Raw genomic sequence first — 22,966 nt, 5'->3', positions numbered from 1 at the left:
GAGGTCTCATGCACCGTCGGTTGTCGTCGAAGCGGGTAGCGCTGCTGTTCGTCGGGCTGCTGGGCGCGGGCTGTGGGGGCGAGGAATCGCGCCTGAACCCCACCGACTCCTCCGTCGAGGCCTCGGCCCAAGCGCTGACGACGAGCGCGACGTCGCAGGGGTGTACCTTCACCATCGCCGCGGTGGCGCAGCCGGGCCAGCTTCCGCCGTTCTACAACTACGTCGTCACCCGGCAAGCCTCCGTGGGCTGTCCTTACGCCGCCGCCTCCACCACGGTGGGCTCGTCCTACACCTCAAGCGCGGCCATCACGGGCAACTCCCTGGGCCTCGCTATCGCCTACACCAGCAAGAACACGCCGAGCGGCTCATCGCCCGTCTCCGTGTACGTCAAGCAGATCGACCCCAGCACCCTGAGCACCGTCCGCAGCTCGATGCTGACGTGCGGACCTTCGATCTACAGCGTCTCGTTCAGTGACCTGTTCATGCCGGACCTGAACACGGTCCAGGTCGATGGCAGCAAGGGGTGCAAGCTCTATGGCCTGAGCGAGATGGGTAGCGGCTCCTCCTATCACGCGTCCTTCAACGACTTCTTCAGCACCACGACCCCGCCTACGGTGGTGGCCTACTAGAAGCGCTTGAACTCACGGTCCTCGGCCGCCAGCTCGCGCGCCACGGACAGGGAGCCCTGGGTGGCGTTCTTCAAAGCCTGCGTGACGGAGAGCAAGGCCTGCTGCGGGCCCCCCCCACCGCCACTGGGGGGCTGCGTCCCAGGAGTTCGAGGTGGCACCGGCCGCGGCGTCCTCCCGTCTCCCTGGCCCACGCGGAAGAAGGACACCAGGTGCTGCAGCGTCTCCGCCTGGGCCGACAGCTCCTCGGCCGTGGAGGCCAGCTCCTCGGAAGCCGACGCGTTTCGCTGCGTCACCTGATCCACCTGCACCATCGCCCGGCTCATCTGCCGCACCCCCGAGGCCTGCTCCCCGCTGGCCGCCACCACCTCCTGCACCAGCTGCGTCGTCTTCTGGATCGACGGCACCAGCTCCATCAGCAACTCCCCGGAGCGCTGCGCCACCCGCACGCTGCGCCCGGCCAGCCCGCTGATCTCCTTGGCCGCCGTCTGGCTGCGCTCGGCCAGCTTGCGCACCTCCGTGGCCACCACCGCGAAGCCCTTGCCGTGCTCGCCGCCCCGCGCCGCCTCGATGGCCGCGTTCAGCGCCAGCAGGTTCGTCTGGTAGGCGATCTCCTCGATGATGGTGATCTTCTCGGCGATCTCTCCCATCGCCTCCACCGTCTGCGCTACCGCCTCGCCGCTCTCGCGCGCCTCCTTGGCGCCCTTGAGGGCCATCTGCTCCATCTGCCGGCTGTGCTGACTCGTCTGGTCGATCGTGGCGCTCATCTGCTCCAGGCTCGCCGTCGTCTCCTCCACGCTGCTGGCCTGCTCGCTGGTGCCCTGAGACAGGCTCTGCGAGGAGACCGACACCTGCGCCGCGGCTCCTGTCAGCGTCCCGGCCCCCTCTCGCACCTCTCCGATGACCTGCGCCAGCCGCCGGATCATCTCGCGCATGGCGTTCAGCAGCCGGCCCGTCTCGTCCTGGCCCGTCGCTTCGATGCGCATGGTGAGGTCCCCTTCCGCGATGCGATCGGCCACCTTCACGGCCTCCACCAGCGGCCGGGAGATGAGCCGCGCGAGGAAGAGGCACAGCAGGAAGCCCACCCCCACGCTGGCTCCCAGCGCGGAGAGGATCCACGCGCGGCCCTCCTCATAGGTAGCGCGGGCGGCCACCTCCGCGTCGAAGCTCTCCTTCTCGTTGACATCCCTCAGCGACTCCAGCGTGGCGGCGGCGCCCTCGAACAACTGCCGGGAGCGCCCGCGGATGAACACATGGGCCTCGTCGTTCTTGTTCTCTCGCGAGATCGGCAGCAGCTTGTCGTGCTCGATGAGGAAGTCCTTGAACAAGGCGTCGAACTCGTTGATCGATCGGCGCTCGACCTCCAGGACGATGAGCGGCTCGAAGTCCTGCCGGTTTCGCCGGATCTCCTTCAGGGCCAGGTCCATGTCACTCTCGAACTCCGCCATCTCCTGAGGGGAGGACGCGGTGATGTGCTGCAGCTCCGCCACCCGGAAGTTGGAGAGGTGGGTGCTCATGTCCGAGAGGTGGTCGATGCTCCCGATCGCGTTGGTGGTGACCACTTCCGTCGCACGGTTGAGCGCCCCCAGCTGATCGATGGCGAAGAGGCCAAGCGCGGTGGTGATCAACAGCACGACGAAAAAGGCACAGAAGAGCTTCGAGGCGATCTTGAGGTTCTGGAACCAGGACATGGGCTTCTTCGGAAGAGAGTGACTGCGGGGCTGAAAGTTCCCCGGCCGCTTCCCAGAATGTCAGAAATGAAGAAAACGAAGATACTCGGCCGGCCGACCGAGCGACGCGATGCCCTTCCGTATACCGCGCACCGGCGGATCAGGCTCGAAACTGGCCGCCGCTCCGGCCCCCGGGGCGAAATCTTGACCCGAGTCACATCCGGTGCAGCGGAACTCCCTCCGGGATGAAGTCAGCGTCCCCACTCACCCGAGAGAGCGCCATGAACCAAGAACTCCGCGTAAAGGCCACCGCGATCCTCGACACGGCAGTTACCCGGCAGCTGAGACCGCCTCCCATATGTCTGGCCTGTGGTCGGCTGCAAGCCCTGCCCGCGTCCAGCGCCTACCTCGTCACCGCGTCGGCCCGCTAGCCCGGAGTCGGTGCTGCCATGCCGCCTCGCGTAGGGCTGAACCTCGTCACCGACGACGCCTTCCGCGAGGCGGCGCGACCGCTCTTCGCCGAGGGGCTGGTCACCGCGCTCGAGTGGGACATCGACTTCGAGTGGGGATTCGCAGCGCGGGAGCTGCCGGACTGGGCCGGGCGCATGCTCGATCTCTATGGCGAGCAAGAGGCGCTGTACGGCCACGGGGTGTGGCTGTCGGTGCTCACGGCTGCCTGGCAGCCCCGCCAGGAAGCATGGCTTGAGCACCTCGCCCGCGAGTGCCACCGGCGGCCCTACCGCCACATCTCCGAGCACTTTGGCTTCACCGCAGCGGGCCCGTTCACGCGCAGTGCGATGCTGCCACTGCCGTACTGTGGCGCCGCGGTGGACATCGGCCGTGACCGGCTCGAGCGGCTCCGTGCGGCCACGGGCGGACCGGTGGGGCTCGAGGTGCTGGCCAACACGCTTTCTCCTGCCGATGCAGCCGATCAGGGCGCGTTCCTCGATGCCGTGCTGGAACCTGGCGACGGCTTCCTGGTGCTCGATGTCCACAACGTGTGGACCCAGGCGCTCAACACGGGGCTGCCGCCGGAAGTCCTGCTCGAGAGCTATCCGCTGGAGCGGGTTCGCGAACTCCACGTCTCGGGCGGAAGCTGGGGCCGCGCGCTCCGAGCTGGGGACTTCCGGCCGGTCCGACTGGACAGCCATGATGGTCCCCTCCTGCCTCCGGTGCTGGCCCTGCTCCGCCGGGCCCTGAGCCTGTGCTCACGGTGCGAGGTCGTCATCGTCGAGCGTCGAGGCGAGACCTTCGAGTCCGAGGAGACCCGCGCCGAGTGGCAAGCCCACTACCGCGCCGTGGTCGAGCTGGTGACCGAGGCCAGCGCAGCGCCCGTAAACCCCGTGCGTGGCGTCATCGCCGCCCCTCCACCGGCCCTGCTCGACATGCACGAGCTTGCCCAGTACCAGCGAGAGCTGATCACCGCCCTCGTCGAGGAGTCCGATGACCGGGCAATCCTCTCTCGGCTGCGGCAGGGCATCGCGGGCACACGACTGGCGCCGTACCTGGAGACGTTTGATCGACGCATGCTCGAGCTGCTGGCCGTCCTGGCCTCGCAGTGGGCCGCCTTCGATCCGGCCCAGGACACGGAATACAGCCGGGTGAGTCGTCCCGGCCGCTCCCGCGTGCTCAGCGGTACTTGAGCCAGGTGGAGAGCAGCTCTCCCACCATCTTGCTCACGGTGACGCCGTTGCGCTGTGCCATGGCCTCCAGCGCGGCGAGCTGCTCACCGGACAGGGGAATGCTCAGCAGGCGCTCGGAGGGGCTGCGGCCTTCCCGCACAGGGCTGGCCGCCTCGGGCGTCAGCTCCTCCTCCAACGCGACGATCTCCTCCGCGCTGGAGGTCTGCTTCACCAGCCGCCCCTGCTCCTCCTTCAGCTCATCGTGGAAGATCTGCCGCAGGAAGTTCGAGAGGTGCAGCGGCGTGGGCGTGAACTCGTACGTGTTGAGGAACGCGTCGATCGCCGAGCGCATCTCCGCCGCCGTCTGGTAGCGCTTGTCCCGATCCTTCTCCAACGCCTTCATCAGGATGGCTTCCACCGGCTCGGGGATGTCCGCCTTGAAGTACGAGGGCGCGTAGATCTTCCCCTCGGTGATGCTGCGCATCACCACCACCTCGGACTCACCCGTGAAGAGCTTGAAGCCGGTGAGCCACTCGTAGAGCGCCACGCCCACCGAGAAGATGTCGCTGCGCCGATCCACCGGCTTGCCCAGGCACTGCTCGGGGCTCATGTAGCTGAGCTTGCCCTTGAGCTCGCCCGCGCGCGTCTGCTCCACCTGGTTGGTCGCCTTGGCGATGCCGAAGTCCAGCACCTTCACCGTACCGTCGAAGGCCACGAAGATGTTCTCCGGCGTCACGTCCCGGTGAACGATGTTCAGCGGGTTGCCGTACAGGTCCACCTTCTGGTGCGCGTAGTGCAACCCCGCGCACACGTCCGAGGCGATGCGCAGCGCGTACACCAGCGGGAACTGGATCCCCACCTCCTCGGCCTTGGGGATGACGCGCCGCATGTCCCGGCCGAAGATGTACTCCATGGCGATGAAGTAGTTCTCGCCGATCTTCCCCAGGTCGTGGATCTGCACGATGTTGGGGTGGTTGAGCTGCGCGGCCAGCCGGGCCTCGTTCAGGAACATCTTCACGAAGGTGGCGTGCTTGGACAGGTGCGGGCGGATGCGCTTGATGACGACGGGCGTCTCCAGCCCCTCTCCGTCCACCTGGTGCGCGAGGAAGATCTCCGCCATTCCTCCGACCGCGATGCGATCGATGAGCCGGTACTTGCCAAAGCGACTGGTGTCTCGTGACGCAGCGGTGGACATCGCGGCGGAGACGATAGCCGATCACCGTGACAAAACCGCGATCTAGCGCAGCTGAAGGACGTTCACCTTGAGCCCGGGGGGGGCCTCCGGGGAGGCCGGGAAGTCGACCGGCGAGGGGCCGAGCGAGTGTACCGGCCGTCCCTGGCGCCCCGCACGAGCCACTCCTTCGGCCACCATCGCCTCGAAGCGGCGGCCCGTGAGGGTGGACAGGTTGCAACAGGCCACCAGCCGGCCTCCGGGGGTCACCAAGCGCGCGGCGGCCTCGGCCAGCTGGGGGTAGTCCCGAGCCGCGGAGAAGCGGGTGGTGCGCGTAGTGGAGAAGGAGGGCGGATCCGAAATCACCACATCGAACGCCTGCCCCTTCTTCGCCAGGCGCCCGAGCCAGTCGAACACATCCCCCGCGACATAGTCGTAGCGGTCCACCGGCTGGCCGTTGAGGCGGGCGTTCTCCTCGCCCCAGTCCAGCACGCGCCGGCTGGTGTCGATGTTGAGCGCGCGCCGAGCGCCGCCCGCCGTGGCCACCACACCGAAGGCGCAGGTGTAGGAGAAGAGGTTGAGCACGGTGAGGCCCTTCACCTGCCCCATCAGCCACGCGCGCGTCTCGCGCATGTCCAGGTACAGGCCCACCGAGAGGCCCTGCGCGGGGCGGATGAGGAAGCGCACGCCGTTCTCCAGCGCCTCCAGGGCTTCGACGGGCGCTCCTCGGGCGGGCACCTCGGGGGCGAGCGCCTCTCGGGAGGTGTTGGCCAGCACCCGGGCCTCGCGGGGGCGACGCTTGAGGTAGAGGCTGCGCGGAGCCCAGGCCTCCACGGCCGCGTCGAGCAGGGCCTGCTCCTCGGAGGGAGCGAAGTCCCGGTAGAGGCTCATCACCAGCACGTCCGCGAAGGCATCCACCGTCACGTCGGGCACGCCATCCGGAGCGCCGTTCACCCAGCGCAGCGCGGTGGTGCGCGGCTCCGTGAGCAGCGGTCCCCGCCGCTCGCGGGCCGCACGGAAGCTTTGGGCGAGTGGGACGCGGGCGGGGCTCATCTCAAGAGAGGCTGGCGCGGTTCCACACGCTGGCGAGCGCGGCGGCGGCGGCGTGGGCCAGCTCCACGAAGTCCGCGCCGAGCAACTGCCCCTCGCGCACGGTGACGCGGCCGTTGACGATCGTCCAGGCCACCCGCGCCTGGGCTAGCTGGCCGAGCAGGTGCGGTGAGTAGCCCGTCTCCGGGTCCGAGGTGGGCACGCTGTCGTACACCACCAGATCGGCGATGGAGCCCTCCTCCACTCCGCCCGAGGGCAGCCGGTACAAGCGGGTACACAGCTCCGCGGGGCCGCTCACCAGCAACTGCGCCAGCATCCCGTCCGGATCCGGCAGGCGGCCGGCGCGGGAGATCCGCATCAAGCCCACGAGGGCCGCCAGCGCCTCCTCCCAGAGAGTGCCCTGGCCACTGGTGCCCAACCCGATCAGGGGCGGCAGCGTGAGCAGCGCCTCCAGCGAGTCGCCGATGCGCTCGGCGGTGAGCTGCGCGCGGGGGCTGATCGCGACGAAGGTGCCCGTGTCCGACAGCCGCCGGGCCTCCCCAGCATCGACGGTGCGCGCCCGCGCGGCGATGGAGCGCGAGCTCAGCAGCCCCAGCTCGTCCAGCCGTGGCACCACGCGCTTGCCGTACAGCTCATAGGTGGCGGTGAGATCGTCCTGCCCGTCGGCGAGGTGGAACAGGACGGGCGCGTCGAGCTCCTCGGACAGGGTGGCGATCCGGCGCAGGAGGTCTTCCTCGCAGGTATGGGACGATTGGAAGCCCAGGGCGCCCCGCACCAGCGGGTGGGCGCGGTAGCGCCGCGCGAAGTCCGTATTCCCCTCGAGGCACTCCCGGGCGGAGGCCTCTCCGGAGAGGCTGTGGGTGAGGTGGCCCGTCACCAACCGAATGCCGAGCTGCTCGGCCGCGCGCGCCTGGACCGTGAGCGCTCCCGCGACATCCGCGGGCGCCTCCAGGTGCTCCACCGCCAGGGTGATGCCGTCCCGAAGCGCCCGGGCGATGGCGAAGCGGGTGAGCGCCTCCACCTCTCCCACCGTCAGGAGCGAGGCCACGTGCTTGCGCCGCTCCAGGCGGTTGTTCGGCGCGCGCAGCAGGAAGTTGCCCGTGGGGGGCAGGAGCTGGCCGCCAACCATGTGCGTGTGGCAGTCCACGAGCCCCGGAGACACCAGCCGGCCCCGGCACGCCACCTCCCAGTCGCCGGGGAGGACGGGCACCTCGGCGTCCGGAGCCACGCGGCGGATGAGGCCCTCCTGCACCACCAGGGCCATGCCGGTGCGAACCCGACCGTCCGCCCGGAACACGGCGCAGTTCTTGAGGAGGAGGCGGCCTTCCATGGACGCCTCGTCTTAGCATGGACGAGGGGCGCCCCAAGCGGAGAACCGGGTATACCGAGGGCCGTGGCCCTTCTGACACCTCCTCGCCGCGTCGTCCTGAGCGCCTGCGGACTGCTGGCCGTGATGGCCCTGGTCTACCACCCGGTGCTCGCCGGCCAGTTGCTGGCGGGGCGGGAGGTGTTCCGCATCTTCTTCCCGGACTCGGCCTTCCTCCTGGAGTCGCTGCGCGCGGGCGAGCTGCCGCTGTGGACGCCCTACCTGCGCCTGGGCCAGCCCTTCGCGGCCACGCTCTACTCCCAGGTCTTCTATCCGCCCCGATGGTTGGCGGTGCTGCTCGCCGGGCCCATCGCGGGGATGACGGTGCTGCACCTGTTCCACGTCGCGCTGGCGGCCGTGGGGGTGTTCCTCCTGGCGCGCCAGCTTCGGGTGTCCTGGCCCGCGGCGATGGTGGCCGGCGCCACGTTCGGCCTGTGCCCGATGATGACGACGCTGAGCATCCAGCAGAACGTCGTCGACGCGGCGGCCTGGAGCGGCTTCATCCTCCATGCGGCGCGCACCACGGCGCTGGCCCCGAGCGCCGCGAACGTGGCCCGGCTCACCGCGCTCACGGCACTCTCGGTGCTGGCCGGCTCACCGGAGACGACGCTCTGGCAGGGGCTGCTGTGCCTGCTGTCGCTGCCGAGGCCAAGGCTTCCGGGGCGATATGTGGCGCGGGCGGTCCCCGTGGCGCTCGGGCTGGCGCTGGCGGGGGCCGTGGCGGCGGTGGCGCTGCTGCCGGCCGCGGAGTTCGCGATGAACTCGCTGCGCATGGATGCGGAGGCCTTCGCGAAGCAGCGGCTGACCTGGTCCACCTCGTGGCCGCAGCTCCTCTCCGCGGTGTGGCCACTGGCGGACTGGCCGCGTGACACCTATTGGGGCCAGGATCAGTGGTTCATCCTCAACCAGTTCCTTGGGGCGCTGCCCTGTGCCCTCGGGTTCGTGGGCGCCGTCTGGGGTCCCCGGCGGGCCCGGCCGCTGGCGGTAGGAGCCTTGCTGCTGGCGCTGCTGAGCCTCGGGCGCCACTTCCCACCCGCGACCTGGGCGCTGCAAATCCCGCCCTTCTCGCTGTTCCGCTATCCGTCCAAATACTTCGTGGGCGCCGCCTTCTGCCTCTCGGTGCTGTCCGGCTTCGGGCTGGATGCCTTGGGACGGTTCGCCCGGCGCGTGGGGGCCTCCCGCCTCAAGGCCGCCCTGGCCTTCGTGGGGATGGGCGTGGCGCTGGCCATCAGCGGCCCCGTGGTGCGGCGCCTGCCCCTGCGCGAGATGGCCCAGAACGGCGTCATCTGGCCCCTGCTCTTCTGGGGGCTCGCGGCGGTCATCTTCCTCCTGCTGCCCTCCACCTTCGGACGCCCGCGCCGGGTACGTCACGCGGTCGCGGTGCTCACCGTCCTGGAGCTGGTGGCAGCGCACCAGTTCCTGGGCCTGCCGAAGCACGCTCCCTTCCGGAGCCTCGACCACGCCTCGGCGCTCCGGCCGTACCTGCCCCAGCCCTTCGAGGGCCGAGTGAGCGCCGGCATCATGGAGCCCGAGGCAACGGCCCAGGTGGGCGTCATCATCGAGCGGAGCATCGACTGGCTCGTCCCCAACCGCTTCGTGGAGGAGCACCTGCCCGCGCTCGAGGGCTACGGCGCGCCCGAGCCCGCCTACAGCGAGCTGCTCCAGTACGCGCGGGAGCGGAGCGTGTACGACCTGACCGGCGTCACCTTATATATACGCCGGGGCCCTCCTCCGTTCGCGGACCTGGAGCTGCTCCACCAGCTCGAGGATGGCGTCACCCTCTCCCGCTCCCGCACGGCCCTGCCGCGCGCCTTCCTGGTGCAGCAGGCCAGGGTAGTACACGACGAAGAAGCGCTCGCGGCGGTGCGTGCGCCCTCCCAACCCTTCCGGCGCACGGCGTTCCTTGCCACGGGCGAGCCACTGGATCGTCCCGCATGCGACGGCCAAGCGCGAATCGTGGACTCAGGCGCCCAGCACCTGGAGGTGGAAGCCGAGGCCTGTGACGAGAGCTACCTCGTGCTCAGCGACACCCACTACCCCGGTTGGAAGGCCACGCTCGACGGGGCGCCGGTGCCCATCCACCGCGCCAACTACGCCCTGCGGGCCGTGCGTACTCCGACGGGGACGCACCGGATCCGGTTCGAGTACCACCCGTGGAGCTTCCGGCTGGGGCTCGCCGTCTCCCTGCTGACCTGTGGGGGGCTCGCGGCGCTCATCCTCTACCGTCGCCGAATCGCCTCGCGGCCCAGGGGCTGAACGCCGCCCGAGCCCGCAAAAGACGAAGGGTGGAGCCACCGGCTTTTGAGCCAGGCGACCCCACCCCGCGGCTTCACGACACCTACGATCAGTTGTAGGTGTTGTTCATGCCGAAGTTCTTCATGGTCTTCTTCTTCAGCTCCTCTTCGGCCGTCTGACCATCGTTGGTCACGTCATCGTTACCGGCGAGGGCCGACGCGGAGGCGCCGAACAGCTTGCGGATGTTGTCGCCGAACAGCGTGATGACGCCGATGGCGGCGATGGCGATCAGGGCCACGATGATGATGTACTCGGTCATGCCCTGACCACGGGCCTTGCGGAGCATCTGCTTCTTGTTGAGCGCCTTCATGGGGTAACTCCTGCGGAGGGTTTGGGGTGGGGAACGGCACCCTTGCTGCTCGAGGGTGAAAGGACAGTAAAGGAATCCCGGCAACCTCACTATCCGTCAACGGGAGGATACATGTAAGCCCTTGGGATCTCACGGATTTCTGCAGTTTTACGGGATCTTTTGGGTTTTCAGGGTTCCATCGGAGCCGCCACGGCGGGCCCGGAAGCGGGTTTCTGATCAGGGCAATCGGAGGCCGGCAGCGCCTCGCAGAGCCCGCGCAGCGCCTGAGCCAGCTCCGCGTTCTGAGGATGATCAGCGGCGACCTGCCGTCCCAGGGCGGCGGCCGCGGAGGCGCCGAGGTTGGGAGTCCACACGGTCCGAGCGCCCCAGGAGCGCGCCGTCGCCAGCTTCAGCCACGGGATGACGAACTTCGGCTCTCGCTGGCCCTGGTTGATCAGCGGCTCCAGCAGGGACTGGGAGAGGGCGAGATCCGAGGTGGCCAGCGCCGACTTGGCGAGTGCCAGGGCGGCCTCGGGGCTGTCCGGCGCGAGCGCGTGCCAGCGGTCCGCGGCGCCTCGGACGAGCGGATCATTGGCCGCGTGGAAGCGCTCGAGGTTGCGGTGGAGACGGGCGAGCTGCTCGACGGTGGGCGGGTTCTCCTCCATGTAGCGGTGGACCCAGAGCCGCTTGCCGCCGTCGGCGCCCCGGCGCTCGTCGCGCACGCGCACCTCTTGCCGGCCGATGAAGAAGGCGATGGGCGAGGAGTACTCCAGGATGTTGTGGTCGTCGGTGTTGATGGGGCCGGGCCCGGCGAACTCGAGCTGCCCCTCCTCGCTGTGGATCTGCTTGGACAGCAAGGTGAAGAGATCGTGGATGTCCACCCGGGCGAGGTCCTCCTTCACGTCCGGGCGGGCCATGCGGGCGATCACCTTCTGCTGATCGAGCGACAGCGGCTTGCGGCTGGCCACGAGGATGATGTCGCTGGGCCCCAGCCACGTGGTGGCGTGCGGGAAGGTGTCACGCATGGTCCGGACGACGAGGCGGATGAGGTCCCGGCTGCTCTCGTAGGTGTGGATCCACTGCACCAGCACGCCATCGTCGGCCAGGTGCTTGTCCACGGTCTGGAAGAAGTCGCGCGTGAAGAGACCGGAGACGCCGGCCACCCAGGGGTTGGACGGCACGCTGACGATCAGGTCGTACTTGCGCGGCGCCAGGGCCATGAAGGTCTTCGCGTCGTCGACGTGGACGTGCGTGCGCGGATCATCGACGGCGTTGCGGTTGTCGTCCTTGAACAGGCGCGCCGCCTCGATGACGGCGGGGGAGATCTCCACCATGTCCAGGTGCTTGACCGGGTGGGCGAGCATGGAGCCGGTGGTGATGGCGGCGCCGGCGCCCACCACGAGCGCGTTCTCCGGCTCACGCGGGTGCAGCAGCATGCCGAGGTGACCGGCGAGCACCATCGTCTCGGTGTCGTCGCCATTGGAGGCGTCGATCTTCCCGTTGATGCGCATGAAGCGGTGCTCGTTGAGCTGACCCACGAGCACGCTGGCGAAGGTGTCGTCCTGGTAGAACTGAGCCTTCACGTCGCGCTGGAACCAGTCGACCTGGGACTGGTAGGCCGGCGGCTTGTGGCGCGGCACGCGGACCTGGGCGATGCCCGACAGCGTCACGGCCCAGCCATTCATGGCCACTAGGAAGATGACACCGGCGGCCAGCCCCACACCCAGCCCACCGAAGGCGCGCAGGGGCTTCGCGGGGCGCTGGGGCGAGGCGTAGAAGGCGGCACCGGCGGCCAGGAGGTTGCCCACCACGCCGGCGATGAAGTTGCCCTCCATGCCCCACCACGGCATGAGCACCAGACCGCCCAGGGCCGAGCCCAGGATGGTGCCTACGGTGTTCCACAGGTACACGCCGCCCAGCTCGCGGCCGACCTCCTCCACCTTGGCGGTGGCCACGCGCGCCGCGGCGGGGAAGGCCGCGCCCATGAAGAAGGTAGGCACCAGCAGCACCACGCAGCAGAAGCCAAAGGTGATGATCTGGTAGAGCGACCAGGCATCCGCCGTGTGGTTCATCAACCACTGGGCGTTGCTGAAGAGGTTCGGCAGCCGGACGTAGAGCGGCAGCGCCACGCACACACTGAGCACCAGCCCCACCTGCAGGTGGCCGAACAGGCGCAGCAGGTCACCCTTCCCCTTCCGGGTCATCAGCCAGAAGCTGCCCAGGCCGATGCCGAGGATGAAGGCGGTCAGGATGAGGGTGAAGGCATAGGTGGAGGCGCCCAGGACGATGGTCAGCAGCCGGATCCACGTCACCTGGTAGAGCATCGAGGTGAAGCCGGAGAGCATCACCCCCACCAGGGCGGCACGCACCGCCAGCCGGGGATAAGAGACGTTGTCCCCCTCCTCCGAGGAAGCCTCCTGAGAGGCGGCGGCCTCCGCGGACTGGGCGGGCGGGTAGCGGCGCGCCACGACGATGGCCACCAGCGCCAGCAGGATGTTGAGGGCCGCGGCGATCCGCGACGACACGGCCAGGCCCATGGCGGGGACCAGGGTGGTGCCCGCCAGGAAGACGCCCATCGCGGCGCCCAGGCTGTTGATGGCGTACAGGCGCGCCAGCTCGCGCTGGACGTGGGAGAGCTTGGAGGAGAAGTGCCGCACCAGCGCCGGCAGGGTGCCGCCCATCAGCATGGTGGGCACCACCAGCGAGAGCGCCGCCAGGACCAGCTTGGGCACCACCCGGACGCCCTCGGGCATGTTCACCGCCACGGCCAGGTACGCCGCGCTCAGGAACTCCAGCACCGAGGGGAACAGGAAGACATAGAGGCCCACCCCCAGCTCCAGCAGGCCGTACATGCGCAGGGGGTTCTTCACCCGGTCCGCGGTGCGCCCGAAGACGTAGGCACCGAGCGCCAGCCCGCCCATGAAGGTAGCCAGCACCACGGCGTGGGCCTGCCCGCTATTGCCCAGGACATTGGCCAGGTACTTGGACCAGACGAGCTCATAGACCAGAGCCGTGGCCCCGGACAAAAACAGGAAGCTCGAAACAAGATGCTTCGGAAAACGAGCGGCACTGTGCATGGGGACAGAGCGGAAGGTTACTCGGTATGTTCCGGTGCCACAAATGAACGCCCAGCTCTTACAAGCCGTTCAGCTCGCCTGGTCTCCGACCTTGCGGGTTACCCGTATCGAGGGCGACTGCCCTGCCCTACTCCACCGCCCGACCGCGGAGCTGCTGGACGCCCCGATCCACGTGGCGCTCGGCATCTCTCCCGAAAAGGCGCGGGAGCTGGATGCGCGCGCGCGGGAGAACCGCCGCGCCGTGGAGTTCATCTCCGCCCGCTTCGGCGGCGAGGAGCACTCCCCGCTGCGACTGGTGCTCGGAATGGAGGGGGACGAGGCCATCGCCGTCATCCAGGACCTGGACCTCCTTCTCGAGGGCGCCCCGCCGGTGCAGATCTCCAAGCTCTCCTCCTCGCTGAGCCATGAGATCCGCAACCCATTGAGCTCCGTGAAGATGGCGGTGCAGACGCTCCAGCGGAACACGGGGCTGTCGGACCGGGACAAGCGCCGGCTGACCATCGCCAACCGGGAGATCCGCACCATGGAGCGGATGCTCTGGCTCCTGTCCGAGTATGGCCGCGACAGCGTGCCCCGCCTGGAGCCCCAGCCGCTGCGCTCCGTCGTGCAGGAGGCCCAGGCCATGGTGGCGCCGGAGCTGGCCGAGCGCCGCATCGAACTCAAAATAGAAGAGGAGCCGGACCTGCCCCGGGTGCAGGTGGATGGCACCCGACTGCGGCCCGTGCTCGCCCAGCTCTTGCTCAACATCGCCATGGGCCAGACCGAGGACTCCCACATCACGGTCCACCTACGGCACGGGCCCGCGGGCCAGCCCCTCATGGTCTTCACGGACTCGGCCGCCGCTCTGCCGCCTGAGGAGCGAGGGACCTTGTTCGAACCCTTCGGCTCTCGCCTGGCGCGCGGGGCGGGGCTCTCCCTGGCGGCGCTCCGGCGTGTCATGCTCAATCAGGGGGGAGATCTCTCCGCCGAGGGAAGTGCGGAGCCGGGCCTGGTGTTCACGCTCACCTTCGCCTTGTGACAGAGCCGCATGGAGACCCTTCTCATCATCGATGACGACGTGGGCCTCCTGGAGAACCTCCAGATGCACTTCGAGGAGATCCTCCAGGATGGCGCACCGCGTTACCATGTGGTGACGGCCACGAGCGCCGGCGCCGGCCTCAAGGCCGCCCAGGAGGCCATGCCCAGCGTGGTCATCCTGGACATGATGCTGCCGGACCGCAGCGGCCTGGAGATCATCGAGGAGATGAAGGCGCTGTGCGGTGACGCGCGCATCATCCTCGTCACGGCGCACCACGACATGGAGACGACGATCCGGGCCATGAAGGCCGGGGCGTTCGACTACATCCACAAGCCCTTCTCGGACCCGGCGGCGCTGGACCTGGTCGTGGACCGGGCGCTGGAGTACCGGCAGCTCTCACGCCGCGCCGCCTCGATGAGCGTCGAGAGCACCGCGGCGCGCCTGGGCGACATCGTCGGCACCAGCCCGCTGATGCAGCAGCTGGTGAAGGAGATCGGCAAAGTCACGAGCAGCCGGGCCACGGTGCTCATCAACGGCGAGAGCGGCACGGGCAAGGAGCTGTTCGCCCGCGTCATCCACAACTACTCGTACGACGAGTCCAAGCCCTTCATCGGCATCAACTGCTCGGCCATCGTGGACACGCTGCTGGAGAGCGAGCTGTTCGGCCACGAGAAGGGCGCCTTCACCGGCGCCACCTCCACCAAGCTGGGCAAGTTCGAGCTGGCCGAGGACGGCACCGTCTTCCTGGACGAAATCGGCGACATGTCGCTGATGCTCCAGGCCAAGCTGCTGCGCGTGCTGCAGGAGCGCGAGTTCGAGCGCGTCGGTGGCGTCAAGCGCGTGAAGCTACGGGCGCGCGTCATCGCCGCCACGCACCGTCACCTGGCCGATGAGGTGGCCGCCGGGCGCTTCCGCGAGGACCTCTACCAGCGCCTCAAGGTCATCACCCTCCACATCCCGCCCCTGCGCGAGCGGCGCGACGACATCCCCCCGCTGGTGCATCACCTGCTGGAGCGCATCAACGAGAAGGTCCACAAGCGCGTCACCCGCGTGCCGCCCGAGGTGCTCGAGCACCTCAAGGCGCTGCCCTGGCGCGGCAACGTGCGCGAGCTGGAGAACGTGCTCACCCGCGCCGTGGTGCTCGCTCCCGGCGAGGTGCTGCTGGGAGACGATCTCCCCGCCCTGGAGCCGGGGATCTCCGAGCCCGGCCAGCCCGCCCTGCCCCTGGCGCAGCTGCTCGCCGCGCCGCCGGTGGACGACGTCAGCCAGATTCCCACGCTGGAAGAGGCCGAGCGCATGCTCATCCAGCGCGCCATGGCGGTGACCAAGGGTCATAAAGGCAAGACGTGCCAGATCCTCGGCATCAGCCGGCCGACCCTCGAGCGTAAGCTCCAGAAATTCGGGCTTTCTCAGGGACTCCCCTCGTCATTGGGTGGACAGGGCTGAGTTGCTTGGCGTGCCCGTCTCCGGCCGGACACTGTCGGTCCCGGAACAAAGCCCTCCCCGGATTGAACGTTTCGTTCACGTTGATCAGACTGTTTGAACGTTCCGTTTCAAATTTCGGACACAGCGGAGCCGGGGATTTCAACCTGTAGCGCTAAGTACCCAGCATTCTTGGGTTTGTTACCCCGGCGGCATTTCATTCCCGGGTTGGCACAATCCTTGGAAAAGAGGTCCTGCGTTCGTTGCTCGGGAAGCAGCCAACCCACCTCACGCAGGAGTGACCCAAATGCACGGCTTCAACCGTCCCCTCGGCCCCATCGGTTCCAATGTCGTTGCCCCGCTGCAGACCACCAGCTCCGGCATGATGGTGACCGCCAACAAGATCGTCCCTGGCCAGGAGGCGATCGACTTCAAGGGTTACTTCAAGGTCGAGTCGTTCCCGCACAACTCGGTCATCTACCGCTACGGCGACACGACGGACCGCGTGTACCTGCTCAAGTCGGGCCGCGTGCGGCTGATGCGGGTAGGCAAGAACGGCACCCGCTCGGTGGTGAGCATCCTTCGCCCCGGGGAGATCTTCGGCGAGGTGTTCCGTCCCGAGGGCACGTCCATCGAGGAGATGGCGATCGCTTCGGGCGAGGCCGAGGTGTGGTCCATCGAGGGCCGTGACTTCCGCGCGCAGCTCGAGGCGCGGCCTGCCCTGGCGCTGGACGTGGTGCGTGCGTACGCCGAGCGCGTGCGTGCCCTGCGCAAGCGCGTGCTGGGGCTGACCTTCAAGGAGGTTCCGGCGCGGCTGGCCGACACCCTCCTGACGCTGGTGGAGGCGCACGGTGAGCGCTGCCCGCACGGCGGTGAGACCGACCTGCGCGGCATCACCCAGCAGGACCTGGCGGATCTGGTGGGCGCCTCGCGCTCGTTCGTGTCGACGCTCATCAACGAGATGAAGCGTGACGGCGTGCTGGGCAACGTGGGCCGCATCCTCTGCGTGCGTGACCAGAAGGCGCTGCGGAAGATCGCTGGCAAGGAGAAGTAGAGAACGCCTCTTCCCGAACGAACGAACGAACGAACGAACACGAAGGGGCCTGGCCGCGTGCAGCGGTTGGGCCCTTCGTGCTTTTGGAGGGTTCAGGCACAGACGGGCCCCCACAAGGCCCCGAGCGTCGTTATCTTCCCGGCCCCAGCCTCTTGAACCTGGGCCCTATGACTGCCTCCTCCGATTCTTCTCCGCAGCACACGTACACCGATCGTCGCGCCATCGCCCAAGCGAAGCTGGCGGAGCTGGACCGGGTCAGCGCGCGCTATGCGAACCTGCGCGGCCTGGCGTTCCTGGCGGCGGCCGGAATCGCGGGCCTCGTCCTCTTCGGGAAGCTGCCGAAGTCCTACTGGTGGGCGGTGGGCGGAGCGGTCGCGTTCTATGCGGTGCTCGCCGTGCTGCACCACTACGTCTTCCGCCGGGAGGCCCGGGAGCGGCTGTACGTCACGTTGAATGAGCGCGGGTTGGCTCGACTGAGCGGCGCGTGGCGTGAGTTCGCGGAGCGAGGTGAGCGCTTCGCCTCGCCCTCCCACCTGTACTCCCCGGACTTGGATGTCTTCGGGCAGGCCAGCCTCTTCCAGCTGATGAACGAAACAGCGACCCGGACGGGGGAAGAGCGCCTCGCCTCCTGGCTGGCGGCTCCGGCTCCTGCGGAAGAGGTGGTCGCGCGACAGGGCGCGGCGAGGGAGCTGGCCCCACTCATCGACTTCCGACAGGACGTGTGCGTAGAGGCGAGAGACGTGTCCCGAGAGAAGGCGGACCCGGGCCTGTTCATCCGCTGGGCGGAGACGGGCCCTTCGCTCCAGTCGATCCGCTGGGCGCGACCGGTGGCGCTGGTGCTGCCTCCGCTCACGCTCGCGCTCTACGTATTGGGACAGTTCGAGGTGGGACCGCGCTGGCTGTGGTGGGTGGGTCTGTTCGCGCAGTTGGGCGTGGTACTGGCCACGCGCCGCACGCTGCGGCAGATGGAGGAGAGCCTGTCCGCGGGCGAGCACGGCTTCGTGCGGTACGCGCCCCTCTTCTCCCGCATCGAGCGCCAGGAGCTGAACCACCCGTTGCTTCAGCGGCTCCAGTCCGGGCTGCAGCGTGCGGGCGAGCCGCCAGTCTCCACGCACTTCCACCGGTTCAGCCGGCTGTACTCATTCGTCGAGTTCAAGCGGCACCAGTTCCACCCGCTGGTACACCTGTTCACGCTCTGGGACGTGCATGCGCTCTTCGCGCTGGAGAACTGGCGCGCTCGGCACGGCAAGGAGGTCCGGGGCTGGTTCGAGGCACTGGCTGAGTTGGAGGCGCTCTCCTGCCTCGCGGGCTTCGCGCATGATCGGCCGGTCTTCTGCTGGCCCACGCTGGTGGCCGAGGGCCCACGGGTGGAAGCGAAGGAGCTCGGTCACCCGCTGCTGGACAACCCGGTGCCGAACGATGTGTCCCTGCCGGGGCCGCGTCACGGGCTGCTCATCACCGGCTCCAACATGTCGGGCAAGACGACGCTGATGCGGGCGGTGGGCACCAACGTGGTGCTGGCACTGGCCGGGGCGCCCGTCTGCGCACGGGATTTCACGGTGTCACCGCTACACGTGCTCACGAGCATGCGGGTGAAGGACTCGCTGGAGCGTGGCGTGTCCTACTTCTACGCGGAGGTGCAGCGCATCAAGGCGGTGCTGGACGCGGCCGCCACAGCGAAGGGACAAGCGCTGTTCCTGCTGGATGAAATCCTCCTGGGCACGAACACGCGCGAGCGGCAGATCGCCTCGCGCGAGGTGCTGCGGCTGCTCCTGGGAACGGGGGCTTGCGGAGCGGTGACGACGCACGATCTATCGCTGGCGGAGCTGGCGAATGAACCCGGCGCGCACGTGGTGAACGTCCACTTCCGGGACCACCTGGAGGACGGAAAGATGGTGTTCGACTACAAGCTCCGTCAGGGCGTGGTGGACACCACCAACGCGCTCCGAGTGCTGCGCATGGCCGGGGTGCCCGTCAAAGAGGCAGAGCCGACCCTGCACTGAGTTCCCCGTGAAATCACGGAGACAGATAACGCGGTGGATTGATTGAAACGCCACCACTAATGCCCGTCGGTGCTTGCATGAGTGCGCATGAACTCCCCGTGAGAGTGATGGACCTCCTTGCGCGACTCCGGGCAGAGAACCCGTCTGCGGAAGAGCAGGAACTCCTCGCGGTTGCCATCGACGCGATTCTCTTCATCACCTCGACGGGCCAGCGATACGCCTTCGTGGACTATCTCCAGCAGAGGGAATCAGACGCGCCCCCTCCCCTAGCGGCTTCGTTCGATACGCGAGAAGAGGCGGAAGCCTGGTTGAAGAATCACCCTGCTCCGCCCGATGGCACCTTTGTGCGGATCGCAGGCCAGTACCACCACGTCCTCTACTCACGTGAAATGAACCTCCGAAGGTTCATTCCCTCGCCTGCTTGGGACTCCATGGGGGATGGAGGAAAGAAGCCCGCCTCAAGCTGAAGCTCTACTCAGGAAATCAGCCCACCTGTGCGTGGCTGGGTTCGACGCCACGACGCACGGGCGCAGCCTCGGGCTGTCCCACGGCGGGAATGGCCAGGTAGTGCAGGCGCTTGAGTTCCTGCCGTCCGCGCGTGACGGTGTCGAGCACCAGTCCACACGCCAGGCTCAGGGACGCCAGCATCATGATGCCCGTGGAGAGCACCGCCGTGGGCAACCGGGGCACCAGCCCCGTCTCGTGGAAGGTGATGAAGATCGGCACCGCGAGCACTACCGCCACCAGTGCCAGCAAGCCCGCGAGCACCGAGAAGAAGAGCAGTGGTCGCTCCTGCTTCAACAACCGAAGGATCATGCGGAGGATCCGCCAACCGTCACTGAACGTGCGCAGCTTGCTCGCCGAGCCAGCCGGGCGGTCCTTGTAGACGGCCTCCGCCTCCGCCACCGGCATGCGCAGCTCAAGCGCATGCACCGTCAGCTCGGTTTCGATCTCGAAGCCAGCGGCGAGCGCCGGGAACGACTTGATGAAGCGGCGCGAGAAGACGCGGTAGCCCGAGAGGATGTCCCGGAAGCGGTTGCCGAACAGCGTGGCCACCATGCCCGTCAGCATCGCGTTGCCAAAACGATGCCCGCGCCGGTAGGCGGCCTCGATCTCCGTCACCCTCGCCACGTTGAGCATGTCCAGCTGCTCCCGAACGAGCCACTCCACGCACCTCGGCGCGGCCGAGGCCTGGTACGTGTCGTCGCCATCCACCAGCACGTACACGTCCGCCTCCACGTCCGCGAACATCCGGCGCACCACGTTGCCCTTGCCGCGCACGGGCTCGACCCGCACCACCGCCCCCGCCGCGCGCGCCACCTCGGCGGTGCGGTCCGTCGAGGCGTTGTCGTACACGTAGACAGTGGCCTCGGGCAGCGCGGCGCGGAAGTCACTCACCACCTTGCTGATGGCCACCTCTTCGTTGAGGCAGGGGATCAGGACCGCGACGGTTGGGGACATGGCCAGGGACCTAGGAGGAGAACGGACGCAGCATAGCGCGGCCTTGCGCAAAGCCTCTTTTCAGGGACGCTCGCTCGGACAGCGAGGACGCGCCAGTTCTCCCTCCCGGAGAGGGCCCCCGAGCACCAACCGACCTCCCGAACAAGCCCTCAGCGCCCATACGGGAGCATCCTGCGCCTGCACGACGTACTCCCCCTGGAGCGCCGCCACGACATCCTCGTAGCGGTGCATTACCCAGGGGTTGGGGCCTGTGGCACGCACACGAAAGACCCGGGTGGGCGGCTCATAGTTGGCGTAGCTGTAGCAGCGCCCGATGCACGCACGGTCGATCAGATGCAGCAGCGCGGGAACCCGCTCATCCCGCAGCGGCGCCACCCACACCACGCGCTGCCCTGGAGGGAGCTGCTCCAGCACCTGCCCCATGTCCTTCTCCATGCGGTACAGCGCGCGGTGCTCGCGCAGCAGGAGCCCGAAGAACAGCACCGCGACCGCGGAGACCAGCACCACCTCGGAGCGCCGAGGCACCACCGCTCCCACCACGGCCCAGCCCACCACGGCCACCCAAAGGGACAGACGCTCGGCGATGAACGAGAGCACCACCGGCGGGTCCGGCATCACCACCGCCGTGGGTAGCGCCACCACCGCCACCACACCGAGCGCATACAACTGCACCTCGGGCCGCTCCACGAAGGCCCGACCTCCTTCTTCGCGGATGCGCCGCACCAGCCATACGCCCCACACGCCCAGCAGCCCCAAAGATACCCATCCGAAGGCCCTGCCGAAGACCCAGGCCTGGTCGACCCCCAGCGCATTGAAGAACTGCTCAGGGTCCCACATCGTCCGGGTCAGGCGGCGCAACACCAGGGGCACCACAGCCAACCCCACCACGGAAAGGGAAAAGAGGCCCGCTCGCCTCCGAGGCGTCAACCGCTCAGCCAGGGCTCGGTAACCAGCGAAGCACACCGCAGCGAGCACCGGATGCGGATGCGCCAGCACGGCCAATCCCCCCAGTCCCAGCGCCAACCCCCGCGCCCACCCGCTCCGCCGCCGGAGGAGCGCCAGCGCGAGCAGGCACATCCCCAGCGACGCGTAGAAGTTGAAGAACCCCATGTGGAAGACCCAGCCGTAAGCGAGGACCGCCAGCACGGGGATGAGATGCGTCGGGGCGCGCCCGCTCACTTCCGCCAAGAACGCGAAGGCCCCCCAGAAGAACACGAGCACGCAGACCGCCACGGTGAGCCGCTCCGCCCACACGGGCCCGAGCACCTCCATCAAGCCCGTGAGGACCCAGTCCACCAGCACATTGCTGTACTGCCACGCCGTCACCAGCCCGGGGACAGGCTGGCGCTTCAGCTCGAGCGAGAGCCACGCGTTGTACACATGGCTGAGCAGATCCCCCGCCATGATGCGGGGCACCCAGAAGAGGGGCACGAGCAGCGCCGCCGACACGCCCAGCACCCGCGCCATGCGCCAGCGAAGCTCAGGGGAGCTCATCCATTCCCCTCGTACGCTTTCGCATCAGCGCTCCCTCATAAAAGCCACGGCCCCTCCCGGAATGCGGGAGAGGCCGTGTCAGGACAGCACACCTGTCAGCAGCGGGCTACTTCGCCACCTCGATGAGCGCCGCGGCGCCCATGCCGCCACCAATGCACATGGTGACGACGCCGTAGCGGCCGTTACGGCGCTTCAGCTCGTACAGGATGGTGGCCACCAGCCGCGCGCCGGACACGCCCAGCGGGTGGCCCAGGGCGATCGCGCCGCCGTTCGGGTTCGCCTTCTCCAGCGGAATGCCCAGCTCCCGGATGCAGTGCAGCGCCTGCGCCGCGAACGCCTCGTTCAGCTCGAAGACGTCGATGTCCTCGACCTTGAGGTTGTTCTTCGCCAGCAGCTTCTTCACCGCCGGCACCGGCCCCACGCCCATGATCTCCGGCGGCACGCCCGCCACCTGGAAGTCCAGGAAGTAGCCCAGCGGCTTCACCCCGAGCGACTTCGCCTTCTCCTCGCTCATCACCACCGCCGCCGCCGCGCCATCCGTCAGCGGCGAGGCGTTACCCGCCGTCACCACGCCCTTGGCGTTGAACGCCGGCCGCAGCTTCGCCAGGCCCTCCAGCGTCGTGTCCGGCCGCAGGATGGTGTCGACCGAGACCGTCACCTGCTTCGCCTTGCCGTCCTCGTCGTAGTACGTCGTGGCGATGGGGAGGATCTCCTCCTTGAACTTCCCCTGCTCGCGGGCCGTGGCCGCCTTGCGCTGGGACTCGTAGGCGAACTTGTCCGCGTCCTCCCGACTCACGCTGTAGCGGCTGGCGATGTTCTCCGCCGTCACGCCCATGGAGGTGTACACCTCGGGGTACTTCTCCATGATCTCCGGGTTGGCGCTGACCTTGTTGCCACCCATCGGCACCATCGTCATCGACTCGGTGCCGCCGGCGACCGCCACCTGGATCATCCCCGCCTGAATCGCCTGCGCCGCCTGGGCGATCGACTGCGTGCCCGACGAGCAGAAGCGGTTGATCGTCATCGCCGGCACCGTGTCCGGCAGCCCGCCCAGCAGCGCGGCCTGGCGAGCGACGTTCATCCCCTGCTCCGCCTCCGGCATGGCGCAGCCGAGAATCACGTCCTCCACGTCGGCCGGCTTCAGCCCCGGTACCCGCGCCACCGCTTCCTTGATGACGTGGGCCGCGAGCGTATCGGGCCGCGTGTCCTTGAACTCTCCCTTGTGCGCGCGGGTGAACGGGGTGCGCACCGCGCTGGCAATCACGACTCGACCGGCCATCTTGCGTCTCCTCGCCCGGCAAGCAGCCGGGCATTCACAGTCTTCATTCCGAAAAGCTCTAGGGACTCT

General features: G+C 68.3%; 18 protein-coding genes. 9 read left to right on the top strand and 9 right to left on the bottom strand.

The annotated features are described in order from the left end of the window. Nucleotides 1-8: 8 nt before the first annotated feature. On the top strand, nucleotides 9-629 hold the full coding sequence (locus tag SYV04_RS29560) for a hypothetical protein (RefSeq protein ID WP_321549296.1): 621 nt from the start codon (nucleotides 9-11) through the stop codon (nucleotides 627-629). Here SYV04_RS29560 and SYV04_RS29555 read toward each other — a convergent pair. Continuing rightward, complete coding sequence (locus SYV04_RS29555) at nucleotides 626-2,317, bottom strand: methyl-accepting chemotaxis protein (RefSeq protein WP_321549295.1); 1,692 nt, start codon at nucleotides 2,315-2,317, stop codon at nucleotides 626-628. The two genes, SYV04_RS29560 and SYV04_RS29555, sit on opposite strands and share 4 nt — an antisense overlap. A gap of 260 nt (nucleotides 2,318-2,577) precedes the next feature. Here SYV04_RS29555 and SYV04_RS29550 point away from each other — a divergent pair, with 260 nt between their 5' ends. Together SYV04_RS29550 and SYV04_RS29545 are read left to right on the top strand one after the other, a co-directional pair. Then, on the top strand, nucleotides 2,578-2,727 hold the full coding sequence (locus SYV04_RS29550) for a hypothetical protein (protein ID WP_321549294.1): 150 nt from the start codon (nucleotides 2,578-2,580) through the stop codon (nucleotides 2,725-2,727). A gap of 18 nt (nucleotides 2,728-2,745) precedes the next feature. Further along, nucleotides 2,746-3,939 carry a multinuclear nonheme iron-dependent oxidase gene (locus SYV04_RS29545; protein WP_321549293.1) on the top strand — a complete coding sequence of 398 codons (1,194 nt, stop codon included), beginning with the start codon at nucleotides 2,746-2,748 and terminating at the stop codon, nucleotides 3,937-3,939. Here the strand turns inward: SYV04_RS29545 and SYV04_RS29540 are convergent. Genes SYV04_RS29540 through SYV04_RS29530 form a run of 3 tightly spaced genes read right to left on the bottom strand, consistent with a single transcriptional unit; the run spans nucleotide 3,926 to nucleotide 7,469 of the window. Beyond that, nucleotides 3,926-5,113, bottom strand: coding sequence for a serine/threonine protein kinase (locus SYV04_RS29540; protein ID WP_321549292.1), 1,188 nt, complete (start codon nucleotides 5,111-5,113; stop codon nucleotides 3,926-3,928). The genes SYV04_RS29545 and SYV04_RS29540 overlap by 14 nt on opposite strands. A gap of 42 nt (nucleotides 5,114-5,155) precedes the next feature. Continuing rightward, nucleotides 5,156-6,142 (bottom strand): class I SAM-dependent rRNA methyltransferase, encoded by a 987-nt coding sequence (locus SYV04_RS29535; RefSeq protein WP_321549291.1) that lies wholly within the window; start codon nucleotides 6,140-6,142, stop codon nucleotides 5,156-5,158. Nucleotide 6,143: 1 nt separating this feature from the next. Continuing rightward, a complete protein-coding gene (locus SYV04_RS29530) occupies nucleotides 6,144-7,469 on the bottom strand; it encodes an amidohydrolase family protein (RefSeq protein WP_321549290.1) in 1,326 nt (441 codons plus the stop codon). Between the two features lie 63 nt (nucleotides 7,470-7,532). Between SYV04_RS29530 and SYV04_RS29525 the strand changes: the two genes are divergently transcribed. After that, entirely contained in the window at nucleotides 7,533-9,761 is a 2,229-nt protein-coding gene (locus tag SYV04_RS29525) for a YfhO family protein (protein WP_321549289.1), read from the top strand. An 88-nt stretch (nucleotides 9,762-9,849) separates the two neighbouring features. On the opposite strand, the gene SYV04_RS29520 is transcribed toward SYV04_RS29525, so the two are convergent. Beyond that, a complete protein-coding gene (locus SYV04_RS29520) occupies nucleotides 9,850-10,110 on the bottom strand; it encodes a hypothetical protein (protein WP_321549288.1) in 261 nt (86 codons plus the stop codon). A 167-nt stretch (nucleotides 10,111-10,277) separates the two neighbouring features. Then, nucleotides 10,278-13,115 carry a fused MFS/spermidine synthase gene (locus SYV04_RS29515; protein WP_321549287.1) on the bottom strand — a complete coding sequence of 946 codons (2,838 nt, stop codon included), beginning with the start codon at nucleotides 13,113-13,115 and terminating at the stop codon, nucleotides 10,278-10,280. 94 nt (nucleotides 13,116-13,209) lie between these two features. On the opposite strand from SYV04_RS29515, the gene SYV04_RS29510 reads away from it, so the two are divergent. The 5 genes from SYV04_RS29510 (at nucleotide 13,210) to SYV04_RS29490 (ending at nucleotide 19,130) form a co-directional block, all read left to right on the top strand. Beyond that, nucleotides 13,210-14,184: a sensor histidine kinase gene (locus SYV04_RS29510; protein ID WP_321549286.1), complete on the top strand. Its 975-nt coding sequence runs from the start codon at nucleotides 13,210-13,212 to the stop codon at nucleotides 14,182-14,184. A 9-nt stretch (nucleotides 14,185-14,193) separates the two neighbouring features. Next, nucleotides 14,194-15,630, top strand: coding sequence for a sigma-54-dependent transcriptional regulator (locus SYV04_RS29505; RefSeq protein WP_321549285.1), 1,437 nt, complete (start codon nucleotides 14,194-14,196; stop codon nucleotides 15,628-15,630). Between the two features lie 283 nt (nucleotides 15,631-15,913). Further along, nucleotides 15,914-16,660, top strand: a complete 747-nt coding sequence (mrpC, locus tag SYV04_RS29500) for a Crp/Fnr family transcriptional regulator MrpC (RefSeq protein WP_321549284.1) — start codon at nucleotides 15,914-15,916, stop codon at nucleotides 16,658-16,660. Between the two features lie 167 nt (nucleotides 16,661-16,827). Next, entirely contained in the window at nucleotides 16,828-18,663 is a 1,836-nt protein-coding gene (locus SYV04_RS29495) for a MutS-related protein (RefSeq protein ID WP_321549283.1), read from the top strand. Between the two features lie 98 nt (nucleotides 18,664-18,761). Continuing rightward, entirely contained in the window at nucleotides 18,762-19,130 is a 369-nt protein-coding gene (locus SYV04_RS29490; protein WP_321549282.1) for a hypothetical protein, read from the top strand. A gap of 16 nt (nucleotides 19,131-19,146) precedes the next feature. On the opposite strand, the gene SYV04_RS29485 is transcribed toward SYV04_RS29490, so the two are convergent. From SYV04_RS29485 to SYV04_RS29475, 3 genes are all read right to left on the bottom strand, one after another. Further along, complete coding sequence (locus SYV04_RS29485; RefSeq protein WP_321549281.1) at nucleotides 19,147-20,124, bottom strand: glycosyltransferase family 2 protein; 978 nt, start codon at nucleotides 20,122-20,124, stop codon at nucleotides 19,147-19,149. Nucleotides 20,125-20,184: 60 nt separating this feature from the next. Then, entirely contained in the window at nucleotides 20,185-21,618 is a 1,434-nt protein-coding gene (locus SYV04_RS29480; protein ID WP_321549280.1) for a hypothetical protein, read from the bottom strand. Nucleotides 21,619-21,724: 106 nt separating this feature from the next. Further along, nucleotides 21,725-22,897: a thiolase family protein gene (locus SYV04_RS29475; RefSeq protein WP_321549279.1), complete on the bottom strand. Its 1,173-nt coding sequence runs from the start codon at nucleotides 22,895-22,897 to the stop codon at nucleotides 21,725-21,727. Nucleotides 22,898-22,966: the final 69 nt, after the last annotated feature.

The sequence above is a fragment of the Hyalangium ruber genome (genome assembly GCF_034259325.1).
Lineage (GTDB): Bacteria > Myxococcota > Myxococcia > Myxococcales > Myxococcaceae > Hyalangium_A > Hyalangium_A rubrum.
Note: the sequence above shows the minus strand (reverse complement) of the source record. Positions and strands in the feature narration are given on the sequence as shown.

Excerpts from the sequence above, each read along its gene's own strand:
- SYV04_RS29550 (WP_321549294.1), top strand. The coding sequence starts at position 2,578 with ATGAACCAAGAACTCCGCGTAAAGGCCACCGCGATCCTCGACACGGCA.
- SYV04_RS29535 (WP_321549291.1), bottom strand. The coding sequence starts at position 6,142 with ATGAGCCCCGCCCGCGTCCCACTCGCCCAAAGCTTCCGTGCGGCCCGC.
- SYV04_RS29505 (WP_321549285.1), top strand. The coding sequence starts at position 14,194 with ATGGAGACCCTTCTCATCATCGATGACGACGTGGGCCTCCTGGAGAAC.
- SYV04_RS29475 (WP_321549279.1), bottom strand. The coding sequence starts at position 22,897 with ATGGCCGGTCGAGTCGTGATTGCCAGCGCGGTGCGCACCCCGTTCACC.
- SYV04_RS29530 (WP_321549290.1), bottom strand. The coding sequence starts at position 7,469 with ATGGAAGGCCGCCTCCTCCTCAAGAACTGCGCCGTGTTCCGGGCGGAC.
- SYV04_RS29510 (WP_321549286.1), top strand. The coding sequence starts at position 13,210 with ATGAACGCCCAGCTCTTACAAGCCGTTCAGCTCGCCTGGTCTCCGACC.
- SYV04_RS29495 (WP_321549283.1), top strand. The coding sequence starts at position 16,828 with ATGACTGCCTCCTCCGATTCTTCTCCGCAGCACACGTACACCGATCGT.
- SYV04_RS29540 (WP_321549292.1), bottom strand. The coding sequence starts at position 5,113 with ATGTCCACCGCTGCGTCACGAGACACCAGTCGCTTTGGCAAGTACCGG.
- SYV04_RS29560 (WP_321549296.1), top strand. The coding sequence starts at position 9 with ATGCACCGTCGGTTGTCGTCGAAGCGGGTAGCGCTGCTGTTCGTCGGG.
- mrpC (WP_321549284.1), top strand. The coding sequence starts at position 15,914 with ATGCACGGCTTCAACCGTCCCCTCGGCCCCATCGGTTCCAATGTCGTT.
- SYV04_RS29520 (WP_321549288.1), bottom strand. The coding sequence starts at position 10,110 with ATGAAGGCGCTCAACAAGAAGCAGATGCTCCGCAAGGCCCGTGGTCAG.
- SYV04_RS29555 (WP_321549295.1), bottom strand. The coding sequence starts at position 2,317 with ATGTCCTGGTTCCAGAACCTCAAGATCGCCTCGAAGCTCTTCTGTGCC.
- SYV04_RS29480 (WP_321549280.1), bottom strand. The coding sequence starts at position 21,618 with ATGAGCTCCCCTGAGCTTCGCTGGCGCATGGCGCGGGTGCTGGGCGTG.
- SYV04_RS29485 (WP_321549281.1), bottom strand. The coding sequence starts at position 20,124 with ATGTCCCCAACCGTCGCGGTCCTGATCCCCTGCCTCAACGAAGAGGTG.
- SYV04_RS29545 (WP_321549293.1), top strand. The coding sequence starts at position 2,746 with ATGCCGCCTCGCGTAGGGCTGAACCTCGTCACCGACGACGCCTTCCGC.